Raw genomic sequence first — 20,640 nt, forward strand, 5'->3', positions numbered from 1 at the left:
ATCGATAGTGTGGTGTGGGCGGCACACGTCGTACTTTAAGGCGTCGTCTGTGCGGGCCTAGAGGCAGATTTCTCGGCTGTAACAGCCGCAGCCCCATCAGTGTGTTGATGGGGTGCTTATGCCGGCGGGGCTGAGCGCAAAAGCGGCTACACAAAACATGTGTTGCCTCAACCAACAATGCTCGGTTTTTCTATTGAGTCTGCCGCACAATATCAGTCTAAAACAGGCTCGCGGGTAAGGCGTTTTGATGCGAGCAAATTCGCTCAGTAATCGCGTTCGCGGGGGCCGAATTGGGGCGTTTCTTTTTTCATGTTAGCTTGCATAGCGCGGCGCTGGTTTTTGCTACGCAGCAGTTTGAACTGCAGTTTGCTTTCCACGTCGAACGCCTGGGCCTCCGGTACATTCCAACTTTGTTGAAACAGGGCCTTGCTGGCACTGATGGCATCTGGGGAGCGCCCTATGATGGCTTGAGCCAGCTTCTCGGCCTCTTCTAGTGGATCCGCCGCCACGCGGGTGACTAGGTTCATGGTTTTGGCTTCGTCGCCACTAAACAGCCGCCCGGTCATGGTCAGTTCTTTGGCCACATCCATGGGGACTAACTCGCGAAGGGTTACCGTACCTGTCATGTCGGGGATCATGCCCCATTTGATTTCCATGATGGACATTTCACAATCCGCCGTAGTGATACGGAAATCTGCAGCCAGGGCGATCTGCATGCCACCGCCGTAGCAGTAGCCGTGGAGTACCGCAATCACCGGAATTGGCAGTTCGCGCCAGCACCAGCAGACGTCCTGAAACAGATTGGTTTTTTTGATGCCGTATTTGGTAAAGCTGCGAAGTAGCTTGACCGGTTGTTTCATGACGGTGCCGAAATCCAGCCCCGCACAGAACGCTTTGCCTTCGCCCTGAAGAATAACGGCGCGCAATTGACGATCTTTACGAATCAGTCGAGCGGTTTCTACCAGCCCTTCCATCATCGGAAAATCCAAGCCGTTATACTTGTCGGCTCGGCTCAGGGTGACGTAGGCAATGCCGTCTTTCTTTTCCAGTTTTACCCGGTCGCGGATCAGGCTCATTGCAGTTTCTCCTGCAACAGTTTGTTCAATTGCTGCGGGTTCGCTTTGCCTTGGGTGGCTTTCATGGCCTGGCCCACAAAGAAACCGATTTTTTTCTTTTTCTTGGCATCATCAGAGTTGCGGTAGTCGTCTGCCTGAGCGGCATTGTTGGCGATGATGTCATCGACAATTTTTTCCAGCTCGCCGGTGTCGCTCATCTGTTTCAGGCCTTTGGCTTCGATAATCTCGTCCGGATTACCTTCACCGGCCCAGCAGGCCTCAAATACCTGCTTGGCAATTTTCGAACTGATGGTGCCGTCTTTCAGACGTGCTATCAGCTGGCCAAGCTGCTCGGCACTGACTGGGCTGTCGGTTATGCTTTTTTCTTCGGCGTTCAGCTTGGCGGCCAGCTCACCCATCACCCAGTTTGCCGCCAGCTTGGCGTCGCCGCCGGATTTTGCGGCCGCTTCAAAGAAAGCGGCAGTAGCGATGGAGCCGGATAGCAGGTCTGCATCGTATTCAGAAAGCTGATAATCGTTTGTGAAACGGGCTTTGCGTGAATCAGGCAGCTCTGGCATGGCCGCTTTCAATTCTTCGATGTCGGCATCGGTAATGGCCACTGGCAACAGATCTGGGCAGGGGAAGTAGCGATAGTCATTGGCGTCTTCCTTGCTGCGCATGGAGCGAGCGGTATGCGTGTCGCCGTTGTATAGGCGGGTTTCTTGAACGATTTCTCCGCCGTCTTCCAAAACGTCAATTTGCCGTTCCACTTCAAGGGCGATGGCCTTTTCCATGAAGCGGAAAGAATTGAGGTTTTTGGTTTCAGTGCGTGTGCCCAGGGGTTCGCCAGGTTTGCGAACAGAAATATTTACATCAAAACGCATGTTGCCTTGGGACATGTCGCCATCGCAAATACCAATGGAGGTGACGATAGCGTGCAGCTTGCGAGCAAAGGCCACGGCCTCTTCTGCGTTGGCCATGTCCGGCTCGCTGACGATTTCAATCAGCGGGGTGCCGGCACGGTTTAGATCGATGCCCGTCATGCCATGGAAGTCTTCGTGTAAAGACTTGCCTGCATCTTCTTCTAGATGCGCATGGTGGATGCGAATGCTTTTTTTCTCACCGTTATCAAGCTGAATTTCAACGGTGCCGGCACCCACAATAGGCTCGGCCAACTGCGTGGTTTGGTAGCCTTTGGGTAGGTCTGGATAAAAATAATTTTTCCGCTCAAAAACGCTGTGACGGCAGATGTCCGCATCAATGGCCAAGCCGAATAAAGCAGCCTTGCGTACCGCTTCCCTGTTCACCACTGGCAGAGTGCCGGGCAGGCCCAGGTCGACCAATGAGGCTTGAGTGTTCGGTTCTGCGCCGGTGGATAATTTGCTCCCGGAAAACAGTTTGCTGGCGGTGTTGAGCTGGACGTGGACTTCCAGGCCGATGACGATTTCCCAACTCATTGTGCACCTCCAAACGCTGGCGCTTGTTTGTGCCAGTCTGTGGCCTGCTGGTATTTGTGGGCCACGTTAAGAATTTGCCCTTCACGGAAATAGTTGCCGATGATCTGGGTGCCGGTGGGCAGGCCGTTGATGAATCCCGTGGGCATGGACAGCGCAGGAAGGCCGGCTAAGTTAACGCCGATGGTGAACACGTCGGCCATGTACATGCTGACCGGATCATCTTTCTTCGCTCCGAGCTTGAAGGCGGTTTCAGGCGCTGTGGGTCCCATCAGTACATCTACTTTTTCAAAGGCGCGGGCAAAGTCGTCACGGATTAAACGGCGCACTTGTTGGGCGCGGCGATAGTATGCGTCGTAGTAACCAGCGGACAGCGCGTAGGCGCCGACTAAGATGCGCCGTTTTACTTCATCACCAAACCCTTCTGAGCGAGAGCGCTTGTACAGGTCTTCCAGATCCTGTGGGTCATCACATCGATGGCCGAAACGTACACCGTCAAAACGACTAAGGTTGGCACTGGCTTCTGCCGGGGCAATCACATAGTAGGCTGGTACGGATAGCTTGATGCTGGGTAAGGAGACGGATACTACTTTTGCGCCGAGTTTTTCCAGTTCGCGGATCGCGTCACGGCTGTTGTCGGCGATAGCGCCATCCAGGGTGTCTGGGAAAAACTCTTCCGGGATGCCAATGGTCAGGCCGCGGATGTCGTCTTTAAGGGCGCCAAGATAATCGCCCACCTTTTCGTTGAGGCTGGTGGAATCGCGGTGATCGTGGCCGGCCATGGCTTGCAGCATCAACGCACAGTCTTCAGCGCTTTGGGCCATGGGGCCGGCTTGGTCCAGGCTGGAAGCAAAGGCAATCATGCCCCAGCGTGAGACTCGCCCGTAGGTGGGTTTGAGGCCGGTGATGTTATTCAGCGCCGCAGGTTGGCGAATGGAGCCGCCGGTGTCGGTGCCGGTAGCAGCAGGCGCTAGGCGGGCGCCCAGGCAAGCGGCTGCGCCGCCGGAGGAGCCGCCAGGCACCCGCTCTAGATCCCATGGGTTTTTCACTGGGCCGTAGTAACTGGTTTCATTGGAGGAGCCCATGGCGAACTCGTCCATGTTGGTCTTGCCCAGCATGACGGCGCCTTCAGCCGCCATTTTTTCCACCACGGTGGCGGTGTAGGGGGCAATAAAGTTGTCCAGCATTTTTGAGCCACAGCTGGTGCGCACGCCCTCGGTGCAGAAAATATCCTTGTGGGCGATGGGCAGGCCGGTGAGCAGGCCGCTCACTGAGGAGGATGCACGGTTAGTGGCAAGGGTTGCATCGGCGGCATCCGCTTGGGCCAGTGCTTGTTCCTCGGTCACGGTGACAAAGCTGTTGAGTTCGCCGTCATACTGTTTGATGCGGGCCAAGAAGTGTTCGGTCAACTCGCGGGAGGAAAAATCTCCGGCAGCTAGGCCAGCCTTGAGTTCGGTCAGGGTTTTGGTATGCATGTTTTTTCTTTCGCCTTTAAACGGTCATGTTTATTCAATGACCCGGGGAACCAAGAAGCAGCCGTTTTCAACTGCCGGGGCAATGGCCAGTGCCTTGTCACGGATGTTGGGTTCCGTCACTACGTCGTCGCGCAAAGGTTGAGTAACGTCCAGCGGGTGGGCCATGGGGGCCACGCCGTCCACGTCGGCCTGCTGCAGCTGGTCTACCATCGCGAGGATGTCATTCAGACGGTCGGACAGGGCGTTGCTGTCCTGGGGGTCCACTTTTAGACGTGCCAGATGGGCCACCTGGGCAACCACCTTGGAATTAATGGCCATGGTTCTCTCCGTAAGCATCCCCCGCCGAAGGCTGGTGGAGGGTAAGAGCCTGTTTATATAGAGCAGCTACACAGCGCGTTCGCAAGCACGATCTAACGAAAAAAGGAACGCCGGCGCGGTTGCGTATAGATTACAAACAGGCACTAAGGGCTGAAAGGCGCAAAAAGTACCATAGACCGCCTATCCGGGGCCACTGTACCCACAGTATGTCAGCTTGCCCAATGACCTTGCCGTTGCTAGAGTTGCGCCATCTTATGAGATGCTCGGCTTTTTCCCGCTAGGCATCGTTTTTTCGCGAAAAGTTCAGGAAACTGGCCAGGATGTCCATGATTAAGCGTATTCGGGGGATGTTCTCCACCGATTTGTCCATCGATTTGGGGACCGCAAACACCCTTATTTACGTGCGTGGCCGCGGCATCGTATTGGATGAACCCTCCGTGGTTGCCATCCGTCACCATGGTGCACAGAAAAGTGTGGCGGCCGTTGGCGCTGATGCTAAGCGTATGTTGGGGCGTACCCCAGGCAATATTACGGCTATTCGGCCCATGAAAGACGGCGTTATCGCCGATTTCGACGTGACCGAAAAAATGCTGCAGTACTTTATTAAGAAAGTGCATGACACCGGGTTTTTTCCGCCGGCGCCCCGCGTGCTGGTGTGTGTACCGTGCAAATCTACCCAGGTAGAGCGTCGTGCCATTCAAGATTCCGCTTATGGTGCTGGCGCCCGTGATGTGTATTTGATCGAAGAACCCATGGCGGCGGCCATTGGTGCTGGCCTGCCCGTAGAAGAAGCCCGTGGCTCCATGGTGGTAGATATCGGTGGTGGCACCACGGAAATCGCGCTGATCTCTCTTAACGGGGTGGTCTACTCTGAGTCCGTGCGTATCGGCGGTGATCGCTTTGATGAGGCGATTGTGGCGTTTGTGCGCAAGGAATATGGCTCTCTGATTGGTGAGTCCACCGCTGAACGTATCAAACACGAAATAGGGACTGCTTACCCAGGCGCCGAGATCCGTGAAATTGATGTGCGTGGCCGTAATCTGGCGGAAGGTGTGCCGCGCAGCTTTACGCTGAATTCCGAAGAAATTCTGGAGGCTCTGAAAGAGCCCCTAGCGTCCATCGTCAATGCGGTGAAGAATGCACTGGAAGCCTCTCCGCCTGAGCTGGCCTCGGATATTGCCGAGCGTGGTTTGGTGATTACCGGTGGCGGAGCTTTGTTGCGCGATATCGATCGTCTGCTCTCGGAAGAAACAGGCTTGCCGGTGATTGTTGCCGATGACCCGTTGACCTGTGTAGCCCGTGGCGGCGGCAAGGCACTGGAGCTGATGGACAGCCAAGGCTTTGACATGCTGGCCATGGGTTAATTCCCATGGTGGCCCCGGCCAAATCCTCCTACCGCGTCATTATCGCGCTGGTCCTTGCTGTCGTCATGATGGTGTTGGATCAGCGAACCCCCTGGGCCGCCCCGGTGCGACATGTGCTGGGCTACCTGACTGCGCCCATTCATTATCTGGCCCACCTGCCGGTAGACAGTGGTGAATGGCTCTCCGAACAGACCCAAAGCCGTGGCACGCTGCTCGACGAGAATCGTCGCTTGCAGCGTCAGGCTTTGATTCTGGAGCAGAAGGTGCAGCGTTTGGCGGTGCTGGAAGCGGAAAACGTGCGGTTGCGTGAGTTGCTTAATTCTTCGGCCGACTTGGATGCCAATGTACTGGTGGCAGAAATCATCGGTGTGGATCCCGACCCGAACCGCCAGGAAATCGTGATCAACAAGGGTACGGGAGACAATGTTTTCCGAGGCCAGGCGGTGCTCGATTCCCAAGGACTGATTGGTCAGGTAGTGGATGCCGGTCCGCTCAGTTCACGGGTGCTGTTGATTACCGATGCCAGCCACGCGATGAGTGTGCAGGTAAATCGTAATGGCGTGCGCGCGGTATTAGCCGGGGTGGGGCAGTCCAGTGGACTGAAGCTTTTATATGTACCTGACACGGCGGGCATTCAACAGGGGGATTTGTTGGTGAGTACCGGTTTAGGGCAGCTGTATCCTCGAGGTTACCCGGTGGCGAGCGTAACTTCGGTGAACCATCAGGCGGGCACACCGTTTGCTCACATTACTGCGCGGCCCACAGCCCAACTTGATCGTGCCAGCCATGTGCTGCTGGTTCAGCCCACGCAAGCGCCTCAGGCTAGGCCGACTCCAGCGGAGGCTGACAATGGTCAGTGATCGTCCTGCCGGTACCGGCGTTATCATCGTTACCTTACTGTTGGCGGCTCTGCTGGAGGTAATCCCTCTACCTGCGAGCATTGACTGGATTCGCCCGGAATGGATGCTACTGGTGCTGGTGTATTGGGTACTTGTCCTGCCGCATCGTATTGGCGTGTTGTGGGGCTTTTTTGTGGGGCTTTATCACGATGTGCTGGTGGGGACTACGCTGGGACAATGGGGCCTGGCGACAGCGCTAGGCGCTTTTGTGATGCTCGCTGCGTACAAGCGCATGCGAGTGTTCAACGGGCTACAGCAGTGCGCTGTGATTTTCTTGTTGGTGGGTACGGTGAGCTTGCTGGCTTTCCTGGTGCAGGAATCCGTGGGCCGTACCTTGTATCCGCCTTACACCATTCTCTATTCTTCTGTGTCCAGCGCTTTAGTGTGGCGTCCGGTATGTGCGGTGTTACGCTGGATTCAGTTGCGCTTTCTAGTACGCTAAAGAGCAATTGACAGTTGATAATGGATAATTGATAACGAAACTGTCGTCATGCAGTGGGCGCAATGACGAGTAGTTAGAATTCTTCGCTATCCATTTTCCCTTATCAATTATTCATTTTTTCTGGCCCTATGATTCTTTACCTTGCCTCCGGTTCTCCTCGCCGTGCTGAATTGCTTCAGCAGATTGCGGTTCCCTTTACGGTGCTACCGGCGCCGTCCATTGATGAAACGCCTCGGTCGGCCGAGGCGGCAGTGGACTATGTGCGACGTATGGCCCGCGAAAAGGCATTGGTGGGCCAGGCTCGTATGCCTACGCCTGGTGCTGTGTTGGGGGCTGATACGGCGGTGGTACTGGGAGACCAAATTCTGGGTAAGCCTGCCGATGATACAGAGGCGCTGGCCATGTTGACGCAGCTGAGTGGGACGTCTCATCAGGTTATCTCAGCGGTGTGTGTGTGCAGTGAAGGTCGGCAGGCTGTGCGTCACACGGTAACAACCGTACAATTTCGACCGTTTGAAGCCGCCCGGCTAGAGGTCTATGTGGCCACGGGTGAAGGGCGCGACAAAGCGGGCAGTTACGGCATTCAAGGGTTGGGTGGCGCACTGGTGGAGTCGTTGTCTGGCAGTTACAGTGGGGTGGTTGGCCTGCCGCTGGAGCAAACGGTGGAACTGCTTGAATGGGCCGACATTCCTTACTGGCAAATCGACTAACTTATGGTATTGACCCGCTTCGCACGCTGGCGCCGATTTTTTCCTTCCCTGTGGTGGACGGTCGCGACAGTTTTATTGCTGATGGCCGCTTACGTGGTGGTGGGGCGTCAGCTTATGTTGTTGGTGCCCGATTACCGTGAGCGCCTTGAGCAGATATTTGAAAAACGTATCCAGACCCCACTAACCATTGCCGAGCTGAACGGCACCATGTCCGGGTTGGTGCCACAATTTGTGGCTCGCCAGATTCGCCTGCCAGCCCCCGAAGGCGAAGCGCCTTTGGTGCTGGGCGAAGTGGTGCTTAGCATCGATGTCTTGCGCTCCTTGTGGCACCGGGATCTGGTGCTTGAAGAGCTCAGTGTGCGCGGTGTCGATTTGAGTCTGGTGCGCGGCGATGACGGCAAGATTCGTCTACGAGGGTTGGATGTGCTTGGGCAAAGTGACCCTGATAATCGTCCACCGTTGGAACGTATTCTAAAATTGTTTTATCGACAGCAATTACTGTCGATCAGCGATGCACGGCTGTCTTTAGAGTGGCCAGGAATGCCACCGTTGGCAGCATCCGAGCTGGATGCCACCATGACCAACGATGGTGACGAACATCGGCTGGCGGTGCGGGTGGAGGCCCGTGATCGGCCCCTGTCTTTGCTGGCAAAAATTCACCTGCATGAAGATGCCTACACGTTGGATCAAGTGGATGCGGATATTTTTACTCGCTTTGAAGGCAAGCGGCTGAACGAATGGTTGCCTCAAATCGACGCCATGCCGCTGGAACTGGGCTCGCTGGATGCGTCTGTAGCCCTATGGGGGACACTGCAGGGGGGGGAGCCTACCTCCGGGCAGCTGCAGGTTGATGTGCCTACACTGACACTATTCCAGGCAGATACAGTGTTGCCTTTGAGTGGCCTGTCGTTGCGGGCATCGCTGCTGCGTGAGGACCAGAAGGCCACGTTGTCGCTATCCAATTTGACAGGAAACTCACCTACCGGTCCGCTGACGCTGGGGGATATGGCGTTGCGATGGGAAACCCAGGGCGAGCGGCGTGAATGGCAGCTGCGGGCCAATGCGTTGCCCTTGCATGCCATAACTCAGCAATTCAAAGACTGGCCGTTTACGTTGCCGAAATTGGCCAGTGAATGGCGTGAAAAAATAGCGGTGGCGTCCCCCCGGGGAGTAGTGGAAGGGGTGTATCTGAGCGGTCATGCGCGAGACTTGGAGCAGTTTCAGGTGCGTTTTGCTGGGCTGGCGAGCGAGGCGGATGACAATATCCCTGGTGTTAAGGGGCTGAATGGCTGGGTGGCAGGGTCTCCGAATCAGGGGTTGGCGCACCTTTACAGTGACAATGTGTCGCTGCAATTACCGCGACTGTACGATCATGCACTGGGCGGCCAACTGGCCGGCGTGTTTGGTTGGCAGCGGGAGGGCGAGGCGCTCTCGGTGCGCTCCAGCCGCTTGCGGGTGGTGAACCCAGATGCCTACGGCGAAGCCATGATGGCCGTTACCTTGCGCCCGGGAGAAATTCCCGAGCTGCGTCTGGCCGCGGAAATTTACGATGGAAATGGCGCGCGGGCCAGTCACTACATTCCCCTGAAGCCGCTCCCGGATGGGCTGTCCGGGTGGTTGTCGCAAGCGATTGGCGATGGTCATCTTCAGCGCGGGCAATTGCTCTATCAGGGGCCGGTAAAAATCGACAAAAGTCGACAGCAGGACCGCACTTTTCAGATGCGCTATCAGGCCGACGATGTGCGCCTGTCGTTTCTGCCGGACTGGCCGGAGGCCACTGGTGTTAAGGCGGATGTGTGGGTTAATGGTCGTGAGGTGCAAGGAGTGGCCAGCCAAGGGAGCCTGTTGAATAGTCAGCTCACCGAGGTGCATGTAGACGTGCCCGCTTTTGATGATGAGAGCGGCCCCAGCGTGATTGTGGCCGGCCAAGTCAGTGGTCCGCTCGAAGACCTGGATACAGTGTTTCAGAACACGCCGTTGGCTGAGCAGCTCCCCCAAGAGGTAAAAGACTGGCGCTATCTGGGCGGTAACATGAAAGGGCAGCTGACCCTGAATATCCCACTCAAGAAAGGGTCGACCTCGCCCATGGTGATCGTGAATGCGTCCGTGGCTGATGGGCAGGTGGAAAACCGTGAGCGTAATTTGCTTATCACCGACGTACAGGCGCCGGTATATTTTCATTTGCGTAACGGGCTGCAAATGTCACGGCTTAGCGCCTCCACTTTGGGCGGCGAGGTGACGGGTAAATGGATTACCGGATCGGGTAAAAGCACGCTGACCTTGGATGGCGAAGTGCCGGTGGAGTCGTTGCGCAATTGGTTGGGCTTCGATTGGCTGGCGCCGGCCAGTGGCTCGTTACCGTTGGCTATGGCAATCCAAGTGCCTTGGCAGGGAAATTCTTTCGCCCTGCATGCCACCTCTTCACTTAAGGGCGTCATAGTGGATGCGCCTGTTCCGCTGGGGAAGACGGCCTCTCAATCGCGGAATCTGGCGCTGGACCTTACCCATAATGGTCAACATCTGGCGTTACAATATGGTGATACCGTGCGCGGCGCTTTCGCTCTTAATGAAACCGTGCGGGGTGGGGTTAGACTGGGTGTCGGTACTCCACACATCCCTGCTTCCGGCATCGATGTGCAGGGGCGGTTGGCTCGGGCCAGCGCGCAAGCGTGGATTGATTTCGTCAGCAATGAGTTGCTGCCAGCCATGGACTCGAACGCTTCGGGCGGTGGCGGTAATGGGGCCCAGCAGGGTGGGTTGAACAAGGTTAATGTGCAGGTGGCCACACTGGATTTGTTTGGTGTGGATGTGTCGGAGGCAAGTCTGTCCGTGTTGCCTCGTGCTAATGGTTGGGATCTGGCGTTGAGCAGCCCGTCCGTGGCCGGCTCGGTGGCCATCCCTGAAGGGTTTTCGGCCCGAGGCAAGGTGCCGCTCGATCTATCCGTCTCGCGGATGAACCTGACTTTGCCAGACAGCGCTGATCCACAATCCGGCGCGCCCTTGTCGCCAATGGATTTGCCGTCGGTAAACGCCCGGTTAGCTAATTTGCGTATCGATGGCGAGGATTTTGGCCAGTGGCAGGCGGAACTACGCCCCACAGAGCAGGGGCTGCGAATCAATGATTTGCAAGGCCGTTGGCGGGCTAGCCGCATTCTGGGCACGGTGGACTGGACGGAGGATGACGGCGCCCAATACACCCGCTTCAATGGCTCGCTGACGTCGGACAATCTGGGCCGTTCATTGCGCGCCTGGGGGCTACCGGAAATGATTGAATCAGAAGATGCCACAGCCAAGGTGTCGCTAGGGTGGGCGCAATGGCCGTTGGCGCCAAACTATCTTGCCCTGAACGGTCAGGCCCGGGTAGATATTGGTGAATGCCGGATACCCGATACCGATACCAAAACGTCGTTCTTGCGGCTGTTGGGGATCCTCAATCTGGGCACCATCCAGCGTCGCTTGCGACTGGATTTCTCTGATCTGTATAAAAAAGGCTTGAGTTGCGACAGCATCACCGGGGACTTCGCCCTCGACGGGCCTCATGTGTCTACAAGCAACCTAGCGATTGATTCGCCTTCTGCGGCAATTCGCGTGAAAGGGACGATCAATCTTGAAAAAGAAACCCTGAACCATCAAATGGAAGTCACGTTGCCCCTGTCCAGTAACTTGTATGCTGGGTGTTTGGCTGGACCTGCTGCGTGTGCCGGTATCTTTGTGGTAGAGCGAATATGGGGCGATGAATTGGACAAGACCGCGACCATGGAGTACCGAGTAAGTGGTAGCTGGTCGGGCCCCGATGTGTCTGAGACAGAAGGGATTTTCGAATGATGGAGCCAGATGCCGTGGTACACGTTGCTGCAATACAGATGACCAGCGTAGAAAGTGCAAAGGCCAATCTAGAGCAGGCTGCTCAGCTGTTACAGGAGGCCCATGACCAGGGCGCTAGCCTAGCGGTGCTGCCGGAAAATTTTGCTGGTTATGGCGTCGATTATCGAGCACTGGCCGCTGAGTATGAAAGGTTGGAACAGTGGCTGTGTGAGCAGGCATCCCGGTTGGGTATGGCGATTATTGGCGGTAGCATCCCTTCGTTGACCCGTCCTGACGGAGAACCCGTGCCGGCGCCACGGGTGCGTACTCGCTCTTTGGCGGTTTCGTCTGAAGGTCAGGTGGTAGGTCGTTACGACAAGCTGCATCTGTTTGATGCCCAGGTACACGATGCCCAGGGCCAATACAGAGAATCGGATTTTTTCGAGCCAGGTGAAGCCATCGTTACCGCGCCGCTTGGCGGTGTTCAAGTTGGCCTGGCGATTTGCTACGACCTGCGTTTTCCCGCGCTGGCTCAGCGGCTGACGAGTGCCGGGGCAGAACTGTTGGTATACCCGTCCGCGTTCACCGCGGTAACCGGTAAGGCGCATTGGGAGCTGCTGCTGCGAGCGACGGCGGTGCAGACGGGCTGTTATGTGCTGGGCGCCAACCAGTGTGGGCAACATAGCCCGCGTCGTGCCAGTTACGGCCATTCCATGCTAGTGTCACCCTGGGGTGACGTGGTAGCAAGTCTGGGGAATGCACCGGGTGTACTTGTGACGCCGTTGGACCTTGCTACCTTGTATGAGCTTCGGCAGCGTATGCCGGTGCAACAGCATCAACGATTACGTATTGAAGGCCCCTATGACACGAACTGATGACGTTCTTTCTATTGCAGAATCGGTGCTGCTTGCACCTGCTAATCTGAACACCCAGCACCTGGCTTCACTGCTGAATAACAAACTCACCGGGCAGGCGGATTACGCTGATATTTATTTTCAGCATAGTCGTCATGAGGCGTGGGTTCTTGAAGATGGCATCGTTCGCGATGCCAGTTTCAATACCGAGCGAGGTGCCGGTGTCCGTATTGTGCAGGGAGAAAAAACCGGTTTTGCCTACAGCGATGACATTACCTTGGCTGCTTTGCAGCAGGCCAGCGGCGCGGCCCGGGCGATTACCCAGCAAGGTCAGGATCGCCAAATTCAGCTGGCCAGCCGTGCAGCCCCGCCCGCCCGCTATGGCGCCATGGATCCGTTGCTAGACTGGCCAGCAACAGAGAAGGTAGCCCTGTTGCAGCGTATCGATGCAATGGCCCGGTCACTGGACCCGGCCATTGTCGAAGTAACGGCCAGCCTCAGTGCCGAGCAGGATGTGGTGATGGTGGTGGCTAGCGACGGCACGCTGGCCGCGGATGTGCGTCCGTTAATTCGCTGCAATGTGAGCGTGATTGCTGAACGTGCAGGGCGCCGTGAGCGTGGTAGTGCCGGCGGCGGTGGGCGGGTTGCCTACGATTGGTTGTTGCAAGAAGAGCGTATTGAAACCTGGACTCGGGAAGCAGTGCGCGGTGCGCTGCTGAATTTAGAGGCAGAAGCGGCGCCGGCCGGCACCATGCCGGTGGTGCTGGGGCCGGGTTGGCCTGGCGTGTTGTTGCATGAAGCGGTTGGGCATGGACTAGAAGGCGATTTTAATCGCAAGGGTACGTCCATGTTTGCTAAAAAAATGGGCGAACAGGTGGCGTCACCACTGTGCTCCGTGGTGGATGACGGCACCTTGATGGACCGCCGTGGTTCCCTGAATGTGGACGATGAAGGGACGCCTTCCGCTTGCAACACGCTGATCGAGAACGGCAAGTTGGTAGGCTACATGCAGGATAAAACTAATGCTCGGTTAATGGGGGTGGCTCCTACCGGTAATGGTCGCCGTGAATCCTATGCGCACCTGCCTATGCCTCGCATGACCAATACTTACATGTTGCCAGGCGAGAGTGATCCGCAGGACATCATTGCCAGCCTGGACCGTGGCATCTATGCGGTGAATTTTGCCGGAGGGCAAGTGGATATTACTTCCGGGCGTTTTGTGTTTTCCACCAGCGAGGCGTACCTGGTAGAGAAAGGGAAAATTGTTTGCCCGGTGAAAGGCGCCACCTTGATCGGCAGTGGTGCGGAAGTCATGCGCGGTATTTCCATGGTCGGCAATGACCTGGCGCTGGATTCTGGAATTGGCGTGTGCGGTAAAGATGGTCAATCCGTGCCGGTGGGGGTAGGGCAGCCGACGCTGCGCGTGGATGCTTTGACCGTCGGAGGCACGGCCTGATGTCCCAGGTGCTGGATATTCTGTCGCGTATGCGGCTGTTTGCCGGTCTGAGCGAGGACGAATTAGCAATATTGGAAAAACTAGTGTTCGTCAATCGGGTGCCAGTGGGTGATGTGGTTTGCCGCGAAGGGGACCGTAGCGATTTTGTTTGTTTTGTGGTGCGAGGTTGCCTGGATATTGTGAAGAACAATGAGGGAGGCGGTGAAGTGGTGATTGCCCACCTGCGACCCGGTGATTGCATGGGGGAAATGGCATTGGTGGATCATGAGCCACGGTCGGCAACGGTGCGTGCCGCAGAAGACGCTACTTTGATTGTGTTGACCCGCAAAGGGATTGAACAGTTACGCAAACGCAGCCCTCATGCGGTGAGCTTGGTGATGGAAAATATTGCTCGCCTGTTATGCACTCACCTGCGTCGTACATCGTCCCAGCTGGCACAATTTAAACTGCCGGTGGGTTAATGAAGAGCCGTTGCTTATGAGAACGCTTTGTCTGTTTGTGTGGCTAATGTTGCTGGCGGCCTGTGATCCGGGACAGTTACCTGCGGATGTGCGGCTGCCCGATGGCGCTGTGTATGAAGGTGATGTAAAGAGCAATTTGTTTCACGGTGAGGGCACTCTGACTTGGCCCGGTGGCCGGCGTTATAAGGGGGAGTTTCAGGACGGGCTAATGACCGGCGAGGGTCGGTTGGAGGAACGCGACGGTTGTGTTCAGGAGGGCCAGTTCGTTAATGGTGTTCTTAATGGCGAAGGCGCTTACACCTGCCAAGATGCTTCTTGGCAGGGAGAGTTCAAAGATGGCGAACTGATTAAAGGCTCAGTGGAATATCTGGATGATAATTCCTACCAGGGTGAATTTCGCGATTTTCAACCCCATGGGCAGGGGCTGTGGGTTACTGCATCCGGGGAGCAGTTTGAAGGGACATTCGCCGATGGCTACATGGTCAAAGGTTCCTACCGCAACGATGAAGGCTATCATTATCAGGGTGAATTTGATTTTTTTACCTTCGAGGGAAAAGGTGTTTTGACCCGCCCGGACGGCGCCGTGATTCGGGCCGATTTTGAAAAGGGCAAAGCGCAAGGCCCTGGCACCCGCACTCGTTTCGATGATGGAGGAACGGCGGTGGTGGAAAAGGGTTTTTTTGTGCGAGGTGACTATTACCCTAGCGAAAAGGCCTGGCGTCAGCGTAAGCAGCGGCAGGCGGCAGCCATGGAAGCGAGGCTGTACACGGAATCAAGCCGTTTGCAGTCGGTGTTGTCGTCACTGGCGCCCCAGCGGCCGGGCGTGCGTGATGTCTATTTATTGGTGGTGGGCGGAGATGGCACTGAAGCGGTGTTTGCCCGTGAAGTGGATTGGGTCGCACAACGGCTGGACTCTGTGTTTAATTTGAAGCGGCGGCACGTGCGTTTGATTAATGGGGGCAGTGATGATTTGCCCTTGGCCACCCGAACTAGTATCCAGGAAAGCCTTAAAGCGCTGGATGCCTTGATGGACCCAAATGAAGATCTGTTACTGATGCATGTTGTTAGCCACGGATCGCCCAACGGGGATTTGGTACTGGATGATAAGAGCCTCAAGCTCAATAATCTTTCTGTTGCTGATGGTAAGGCGTGGCTGGATGAGCTTGCTGCTCGTCATCAATGGCTGGTGGTGTCGGCCTGTTACTCGGGTAAATGGGTGGAAAGCTTGGCTTCACCGGAGCGAGTGGTGTTTTCCTCTGCTGCGGCGGACCGTACCTCGTTTGGTTGTGGTGATGATTCCGAGCGAACTTGGTTCAGTAAGGCGCTGTATGGCGAAGCAATGCTGGCCGGGGTCCAAGACCCCGACGCCTGGTTTGAGGCGGCTGAAGAAAATGTCTCGCTCATGGAAAAGGAGCGGGGCACCGAAGATGACGACCTATCCTTGCCCCAGAAATCCGTCGGCGGGAACTTCTTGCAATGGTGGCAGGCGGATAAAACTGCAGTGGTGATTCCGGTAAGGCCCTGACTCCACTTGCAAGTCTACTCGTGGAGTCAGTACAGCGGTGCGGTTTTATCCAGCTGGTTGAGGTAATTGATCAGTTTGCGGCGTTCGCGTTTGAATTTGTCTTTTTCTGCCGTGGAAGCCGTGGCCGGATCTTCGACTTGAGCTTTCAGGGCATTGCGCGTGAGATTGCGTAGTTGCTGACGGTCGCCGTGAGGAAAGAATTCCAAAATTTGTTGTAGGGTGGCTCCCGCGTCTTTCAGCTGTTCACATGCAACAATCTGCTCGACCCAGTTGCTGAGCCGCTGTTGTCGAAAGGGATCATTGAGCAATTCCAATGCTTTGATAATCTGTTCGCTGTTAGTCTCGCGGATGAGCCGGCCGATGTATTGAGCGTGACGTCGGCGGGCCTCATGACTGGTGATGCGGGTAGCTTCAGCCAGCGCATATTGCAGATCGTCACGCAGGGGCAAGCGTTCGCGCTCTACCTGTTTCATGTCCATCAGTAACAGACCCAGTTCTTGCAAGGCATTGTCTTCGCGTTTTTGCTGGCCCTTGCTGGTGATTTGCTCGTCGCTATACTCGGTCATAACTGTTTAATACCCATCAATGGAACCGCTATTTTATGTCTGATTCCTCCGCAACGACAGCCGAACTCGACAATACGCAGCTAGAACAGGCAAAAGATACTGCTGCCTGGCTGATAGAAGAGGCAAAACGCCAGGGCGCCGATGCGGCGGAAGTGGGTGTGAGCCTGTCCCAGGGCTATTCGGTAAATGTGCGCCAGGGAGAGGTGGAGACGGTGGAATTCCACCGTGACCGTGGGGTTTCCGTCACCGTGTACAAGGGTCTGCGTAAAGGTCACGCCAGTAGCTCCGACGATAATCGTGACAGTTTGCGCGATACCTTAGCGGCGGCCACGGCCATTGCTGGTTACACCGAAGAGGATCGTTATGCGGGCCTAGCGCCAGCCAATCAGCTGGCTAGCGACGTGGCGAACCTAGATCTGTACCACCCCTGGGCCATGGATACCCAATCCGCCATTGAGGACGCTCTGCATTGTGAAGCGGTAGCTCGTGATGACGCTCGTATCGTCAATTCTGAAGGGGCGTCAGTGAACAGTGGCGCTAGCCTAAGGGTGTATGCCACCTCGGAAGGTTTTCTGCATGGCTATCGTGGCACTAACCATAGCCGCGTGTGCAGCGTCGTTGCAGAGGATGATGCCGGCATGCAGCGTGATTATTGGTATGACGGTGGACGGGTGGGTGATCAGTTGGCTTCAGCTGAAGAGGTGGGCCTGCGTGCTCGTGAGCGCGCGCTGGCTCGCCTGGGGGCACAAGTGCCGGAGACTGGTGAGCTGCCGGTGATTTTTGCGCCAGAGGTGGCTTCAGGTTTGCTCGGGCATCTGGTGTCTGCTATCAGTGGTGGTGCACTTTATCGCCGTAGTTCTTTTTTGCAGGATAGCCTGGGCAAGCCAGTGTTACCGGCCGGTTTTCAGCTAACGGAAAATCCTCACCTGCCGGCGGGTAACGCGTCAGCGCCTTTCGATGGAGATGGTCTGCCCACGCGGCCTCAAGCGTTTGTAGAAGATGGTGTGCTGAAACAGTATGCGTTGGGGCTCTATGCCAGCCGGCGGCTGAATATGGCTCCCACCGGCAATGGCGGAGGGGTACGTAATGTGCGCCTCACTGACACCGGTGATTCGCTGGCCGCGCTGATGGCCAAGGTTCCCAAAGGTATTCTAATTACCGAAGTCATGGGCCAGGGTATTAATTTGGTGACCGGGGATTACTCCCGTGGGGCAAGCGGTTTTTGGTTTGAGAATGGTGTTGTAAAAGGTGCACTACAAGAGTTTACCATTGCCGGCCATCTGGGAGAGATGCTCAGAGGCATCCAAGGGAGCGGTACGGATGTGGACTATCGCGGCAATATTGCCTGTGGGTCTCTGCTGCTGTCGCCCATTAAGGTGGCTGGCCGATAAGTTGCCCCTGTGATTCGTTTGTTTTTTGGCTAGGGGAAAGGCCAATAATGGCCTGCCTTCTTTGTCACGCTAGTAGGTGGGCATAGAGCACCGTGGCCAGGCCGAGGAAGGCAAAAAAGCCGACAATATCGGTAATGGTGGTCAGTACCACGGAGCCCGCCAGTGCCGGGTCTATGCCCAGCCGTTTCATGGTGATCGGCAGCAGGGCGCCGGCACTGGCGGCCATCACCAGGTTGATCACCATGGCGGCGGCGATGACCAAACCCAGATTCGGGTCGTTGAACCAGAGCCCGGCAGTAATGCCGATGACCGTAGCCCAAAGCAAACCGTTAATGGCGCCCACGGACAGTTCCTTGAACAGCAAGTAACGGGTGTTGTTGGACTGAATCTGACCCAGCGCCATGGCGCGGATTACCAGTGTCAGTGTTTGGCTGCCGGCAATGCCGCCCATGCTGGCGACGATGGGCATCAGAATCGCCAGAGCCACCACCTTTTCCAAGGTGGCTTCAAACAGGCCGATAACGGCGGAAGCGGCGAGTGCGGTGAGAAGATTGATGCCCAGCCATAGCGCCCGGCGGCGTGCGGTTTGCCACACGGAACCGAAGGTGTCTTCATCCTCATCTAGACCGGCCATGCTCATTAGAGAGTGGTCCGCTTCTTCACGGATGACGTCTACTACGTCATCAATGGTGATCCGACCCACCAGCATGCCGTCTTCGTCCACCACCGGGGCGGTGACCAAATCGTGGCGTTCGAAGATTTTTGCCACTTGGTGGGCGGGCAGGGTGGCAGTGATGGACTCTGTGTCGGTGATCATAGCTTCGCGCACAGTGGTGCCGGGATCACTGATCAGTACCTTGGTCAGTGGTAGCAGCCCGATGAACTGGTTTTTCCGGTTAACTACCGCCAGGTTATCCGTGGTGCGGGGGATTTCGCCGCGCCGACGCAGGTAGCGCTGTACCACTTCGAAGGTGATTTCCGGGCGCACGGTGATCACGTCCGTATTCATTAGGCCACCGGCGGTGTCTTCCGGGTAGCTGAGGACATGCTCGAGCCGTTCTCGGTTCTGAGCATCCAGGTTGGCCATGATTTGGGAGGTGACATGGTCCGGCAGCTCTTGCAGCAGGTCGGCTAAGTCGTCTGTGTCGAGGTCTTCGGCCAACGAGACCAGTTCGTCGGTGGACAGGTCACGCAGTAACTCCCCCCGCACTTCTTCGCCCAGGTACTGCAAGACTTCGGATTCCTGATCCTTATGCAGTAGTTGCCACAGAATTTCCCGTTCTCGTGGCGGCGAGGATTCCAGTAAATGTGCCGCTTCAGCGCCGGGCAGGTTATTGATCAGCTGGCGTACCTGCGTATAGGTCCCGCTGGCGAGGGCGCGGTTAATGGCTTTTAGATGCTGTTGGCTACGGCTGCTATCGGCGGGCATGAAAAATTCGTTAACCGTGAATCGTGAATCGTTAACAGCGGGAAAATACCGTGAGCGATGAGCGGGTGACTTTTTCGCACCTACTCATACGCAAAAAGCGAGCAAATTACACACTGCGGTGAAAGTCTCGAACCAGACATTAACAGCCCTTTTGTGCCGGTGGTACTGTTTTAGTGTTTAAAGATCAAAGGTTAACGGGTTTTTACGCTTTATCGACCGGTGATTGAAGAGAGCGATTATGGCCACGCCCTTCGGGTCCTCCTGGGTGGCACGGCCCCTTTGCTGCACTTCATTAACAACAAGGCGCGTGCCTACAAAAGTGCGCCCTTTGAGGGGCGCGCCTTCTGTGCTTTGAATGAGGTGTAGAGTGCGCTCCTGCCTGAAACACTGAGCGGGTAAGGAATTTTTTGAGGTGCCCTAATAGTATTTGCGAATTAGCTGATGCATTTTTCCGTGTTAGCACTTGATCGCGAAGTAGGCGTGTTTACGCTTTCGCGCATACGCTGCGTGCAGCACAGGTTACCTACGGCGGTTGGGACGTCAGGCGCAGATAACAAATGTGAGGGTCTAAACTGTCCAGTCGTTCTGGCATGGGTGACCTGCAAGAGATCTCCATTATTGCATCAGCGGGCTGTTGGAGTCGGGGTCGAGCTGAAAGCCCTTCACCCCGATGTCAGCTTCCAAGGCTAGTAGATAGTGGCGCAAGGCGCGCCGGGTAGCCTGTTCTGTGAGGGTATGACGGACTCGCTCTTCCACTTGTTCGTAGGGTAGTGGGCGGCTTTCTCTACGTTCAATAATGTGTACCACATGCCAGCCATAACGGGTAGGAAGGGGGCGGGCATGCAATCCTTCAGGCAAGCGCTGTAACACCTTGTCCAGCTCCGGGATGGTTTGTCCAAGCTGTAGCCAGCCCAGTTCGCCGCCTTGATCCTTCGAAGGGCACTGTGAAAAACGCTGGGCCAGTTCGGGGAATCGCTGGGGGGCGTCGCGCAGTTGCTGGATCAACTTTTGTCCCTGGTGGTATTGGCTGTCGCGGGAACGGGCGTCGTCAGGGCCTGCGGCTAGCAGAATGTGCCGGGTAAGCACCTGGCAAGGCTCGCTGAAACGATCAATTTCTACTTTATGGAAGCGGCGGCAGTCCTCATCCTGAGGCTTTGGCACGGTGAGCTCCCGCTCCAACAGGGCGCTAATGACGGCTTCATCTCCCTCACAGTCGATAGCAAGGCCCATGGTTTGGGCCTGCTGTAATAGTAGCTGACGGACCACCAATGCCCGTGCTGCATTGTGCTGCGCCTGATTAAGATCGGTAGCCGGGTGATACTGCATTTCCTGGGCTATCTCGTCTTGGGTGATGGTTTGGTCGCCCACGGTAATTAGGGGCAGGGCATTGGGGGCTTCCACTTGATGGGTATCAATTCTTTTCATGGTTGCCTCTAT

General features: G+C 56.2%; 17 protein-coding genes. 10 read left to right on the forward strand and 7 right to left on the reverse strand.

The features are described from left to right. Window positions 1-263: 263 nt before the first annotated feature. Genes AS19_RS02740 through gatC form a run of 4 tightly spaced genes read right to left on the reverse strand, consistent with a single transcriptional unit; the run spans window position 264 to window position 4,302 of the window. Window positions 264-1,076 (reverse strand): crotonase/enoyl-CoA hydratase family protein, encoded by an 813-nt coding sequence (locus AS19_RS02740; protein ID WP_011587812.1) that lies wholly within the window; start codon window positions 1,074-1,076, stop codon window positions 264-266. Further along, on the reverse strand, window positions 1,073-2,512 hold the full coding sequence (gatB, locus tag AS19_RS02745) for an Asp-tRNA(Asn)/Glu-tRNA(Gln) amidotransferase subunit GatB (RefSeq protein WP_011587813.1): 1,440 nt from the start codon (window positions 2,510-2,512) through the stop codon (window positions 1,073-1,075). The genes AS19_RS02740 and gatB overlap by 4 nt, the downstream gene beginning before the upstream one ends. After that, window positions 2,509-3,984, reverse strand: a complete 1,476-nt coding sequence (gene gatA, locus AS19_RS02750) for an Asp-tRNA(Asn)/Glu-tRNA(Gln) amidotransferase subunit GatA (protein ID WP_035460568.1) — start codon at window positions 3,982-3,984, stop codon at window positions 2,509-2,511. The genes gatB and gatA overlap by 4 nt, the downstream gene beginning before the upstream one ends. Window positions 3,985-4,014: 30 nt before the next feature. Continuing rightward, window positions 4,015-4,302, reverse strand: a complete 288-nt coding sequence (gene gatC, locus AS19_RS02755) for an Asp-tRNA(Asn)/Glu-tRNA(Gln) amidotransferase subunit GatC (protein ID WP_011587815.1) — start codon at window positions 4,300-4,302, stop codon at window positions 4,015-4,017. Between the two features lie 326 nt (window positions 4,303-4,628). Between gatC and AS19_RS02760 the strand changes: the two genes are divergently transcribed. From AS19_RS02760 to AS19_RS02800, 9 genes are all read left to right on the forward strand, one after another. After that, window positions 4,629-5,666: a rod shape-determining protein gene (locus AS19_RS02760; RefSeq protein WP_011587816.1), complete on the forward strand. Its 1,038-nt coding sequence runs from the start codon at window positions 4,629-4,631 to the stop codon at window positions 5,664-5,666. A 5-nt stretch (window positions 5,667-5,671) separates the two neighbouring features. Further along, entirely contained in the window at window positions 5,672-6,526 is an 855-nt protein-coding gene (gene mreC, locus AS19_RS02765; RefSeq protein ID WP_011587817.1) for a rod shape-determining protein MreC, read from the forward strand. Then, window positions 6,516-7,007, forward strand: coding sequence for a rod shape-determining protein MreD (mreD, locus tag AS19_RS02770; RefSeq protein WP_011587818.1), 492 nt, complete (start codon window positions 6,516-6,518; stop codon window positions 7,005-7,007). The genes mreC and mreD overlap by 11 nt, the downstream gene beginning before the upstream one ends. Window positions 7,008-7,135: 128 nt before the next feature. Continuing rightward, window positions 7,136-7,717 carry a nucleoside triphosphate pyrophosphatase gene (locus AS19_RS02775; protein WP_011587819.1) on the forward strand — a complete coding sequence of 194 codons (582 nt, stop codon included), beginning with the start codon at window positions 7,136-7,138 and terminating at the stop codon, window positions 7,715-7,717. A 3-nt stretch (window positions 7,718-7,720) separates the two neighbouring features. Beyond that, window positions 7,721-11,542 carry a YhdP family protein gene (locus AS19_RS02780; protein ID WP_046961674.1) on the forward strand — a complete coding sequence of 1,274 codons (3,822 nt, stop codon included), beginning with the start codon at window positions 7,721-7,723 and terminating at the stop codon, window positions 11,540-11,542. Beyond that, on the forward strand, window positions 11,539-12,396 hold the full coding sequence (locus AS19_RS02785; protein ID WP_011587821.1) for a carbon-nitrogen hydrolase family protein: 858 nt from the start codon (window positions 11,539-11,541) through the stop codon (window positions 12,394-12,396). The genes AS19_RS02780 and AS19_RS02785 overlap by 4 nt, the downstream gene beginning before the upstream one ends. Further along, window positions 12,383-13,831 carry a metalloprotease TldD gene (tldD, locus tag AS19_RS02790; RefSeq protein WP_035460571.1) on the forward strand — a complete coding sequence of 483 codons (1,449 nt, stop codon included), beginning with the start codon at window positions 12,383-12,385 and terminating at the stop codon, window positions 13,829-13,831. The genes AS19_RS02785 and tldD overlap by 14 nt, the downstream gene beginning before the upstream one ends. Continuing rightward, on the forward strand, window positions 13,831-14,292 hold the full coding sequence (locus AS19_RS02795) for a Crp/Fnr family transcriptional regulator (protein WP_011587823.1): 462 nt from the start codon (window positions 13,831-13,833) through the stop codon (window positions 14,290-14,292). Before tldD ends, AS19_RS02795 begins: the two co-directional genes overlap by 1 nt. Window positions 14,293-14,308: 16 nt before the next feature. Continuing rightward, on the forward strand, window positions 14,309-15,817 hold the full coding sequence (locus AS19_RS02800; protein WP_041704847.1) for a C13 family peptidase: 1,509 nt from the start codon (window positions 14,309-14,311) through the stop codon (window positions 15,815-15,817). Between the two features lie 26 nt (window positions 15,818-15,843). Here the strand turns inward: AS19_RS02800 and yjgA are convergent, their stop codons facing one another. Beyond that, complete coding sequence (gene yjgA / locus AS19_RS02805; protein ID WP_011587825.1) at window positions 15,844-16,383, reverse strand: ribosome biogenesis factor YjgA; 540 nt, start codon at window positions 16,381-16,383, stop codon at window positions 15,844-15,846. A 35-nt stretch (window positions 16,384-16,418) separates the two neighbouring features. Between yjgA and pmbA the strand changes: the two genes are divergently transcribed. After that, entirely contained in the window at window positions 16,419-17,774 is a 1,356-nt protein-coding gene (gene pmbA / locus AS19_RS02810) for a metalloprotease PmbA (RefSeq protein ID WP_011587826.1), read from the forward strand. Window positions 17,775-17,838: 64 nt separating this feature from the next. Here the strand turns inward: pmbA and mgtE are convergent, their stop codons facing one another. Beyond that, entirely contained in the window at window positions 17,839-19,203 is a 1,365-nt protein-coding gene (gene mgtE / locus AS19_RS02815; RefSeq protein ID WP_011587827.1) for a magnesium transporter, read from the reverse strand. Between the two features lie 615 nt (window positions 19,204-19,818). Then, entirely contained in the window at window positions 19,819-20,628 is an 810-nt protein-coding gene (locus AS19_RS02820) for a peptidylprolyl isomerase (protein WP_011587828.1), read from the reverse strand. Window positions 20,629-20,640 lie beyond the last annotated feature (12 nt).

Origin of the sequence: Alcanivorax sp. NBRC 101098, from assembly GCF_001010505.1 — a bacterium.
GTDB lineage: Bacteria > Pseudomonadota > Gammaproteobacteria > Pseudomonadales > Alcanivoracaceae > Alcanivorax > Alcanivorax borkumensis.

Coding starts and splice junctions, on each gene's coding strand:
- AS19_RS02740 (WP_011587812.1), bottom strand. CDS start 1,076: ATGAGCCTGATCCGCGACCGGGTAAAACTGGAAAAGAAAGACGGCATT.
- gatB (WP_011587813.1), bottom strand. CDS start 2,512: ATGAGTTGGGAAATCGTCATCGGCCTGGAAGTCCACGTCCAGCTCAAC.
- gatA (WP_035460568.1), bottom strand. CDS start 3,984: ATGCATACCAAAACCCTGACCGAACTCAAGGCTGGCCTAGCTGCCGGA.
- gatC (WP_011587815.1), bottom strand. CDS start 4,302: ATGGCCATTAATTCCAAGGTGGTTGCCCAGGTGGCCCATCTGGCACGT.
- AS19_RS02760 (WP_011587816.1), top strand. CDS start 4,629: ATGATTAAGCGTATTCGGGGGATGTTCTCCACCGATTTGTCCATCGAT.
- mreC (WP_011587817.1), top strand. CDS start 5,672: ATGGTGGCCCCGGCCAAATCCTCCTACCGCGTCATTATCGCGCTGGTC.
- mreD (WP_011587818.1), top strand. CDS start 6,516: ATGGTCAGTGATCGTCCTGCCGGTACCGGCGTTATCATCGTTACCTTA.
- AS19_RS02775 (WP_011587819.1), top strand. CDS start 7,136: ATGATTCTTTACCTTGCCTCCGGTTCTCCTCGCCGTGCTGAATTGCTT.
- AS19_RS02780 (WP_046961674.1), top strand. CDS start 7,721: ATGGTATTGACCCGCTTCGCACGCTGGCGCCGATTTTTTCCTTCCCTG.
- AS19_RS02785 (WP_011587821.1), top strand. CDS start 11,539: ATGATGGAGCCAGATGCCGTGGTACACGTTGCTGCAATACAGATGACC.
- tldD (WP_035460571.1), top strand. CDS start 12,383: ATGACACGAACTGATGACGTTCTTTCTATTGCAGAATCGGTGCTGCTT.
- AS19_RS02795 (WP_011587823.1), top strand. CDS start 13,831: ATGTCCCAGGTGCTGGATATTCTGTCGCGTATGCGGCTGTTTGCCGGT.
- AS19_RS02800 (WP_041704847.1), top strand. CDS start 14,309: ATGAGAACGCTTTGTCTGTTTGTGTGGCTAATGTTGCTGGCGGCCTGT.
- yjgA (WP_011587825.1), bottom strand. CDS start 16,383: ATGACCGAGTATAGCGACGAGCAAATCACCAGCAAGGGCCAGCAAAAA.
- pmbA (WP_011587826.1), top strand. CDS start 16,419: ATGTCTGATTCCTCCGCAACGACAGCCGAACTCGACAATACGCAGCTA.
- mgtE (WP_011587827.1), bottom strand. CDS start 19,203: ATGCCCGCCGATAGCAGCCGTAGCCAACAGCATCTAAAAGCCATTAAC.
- AS19_RS02820 (WP_011587828.1), bottom strand. CDS start 20,628: ATGAAAAGAATTGATACCCATCAAGTGGAAGCCCCCAATGCCCTGCCC.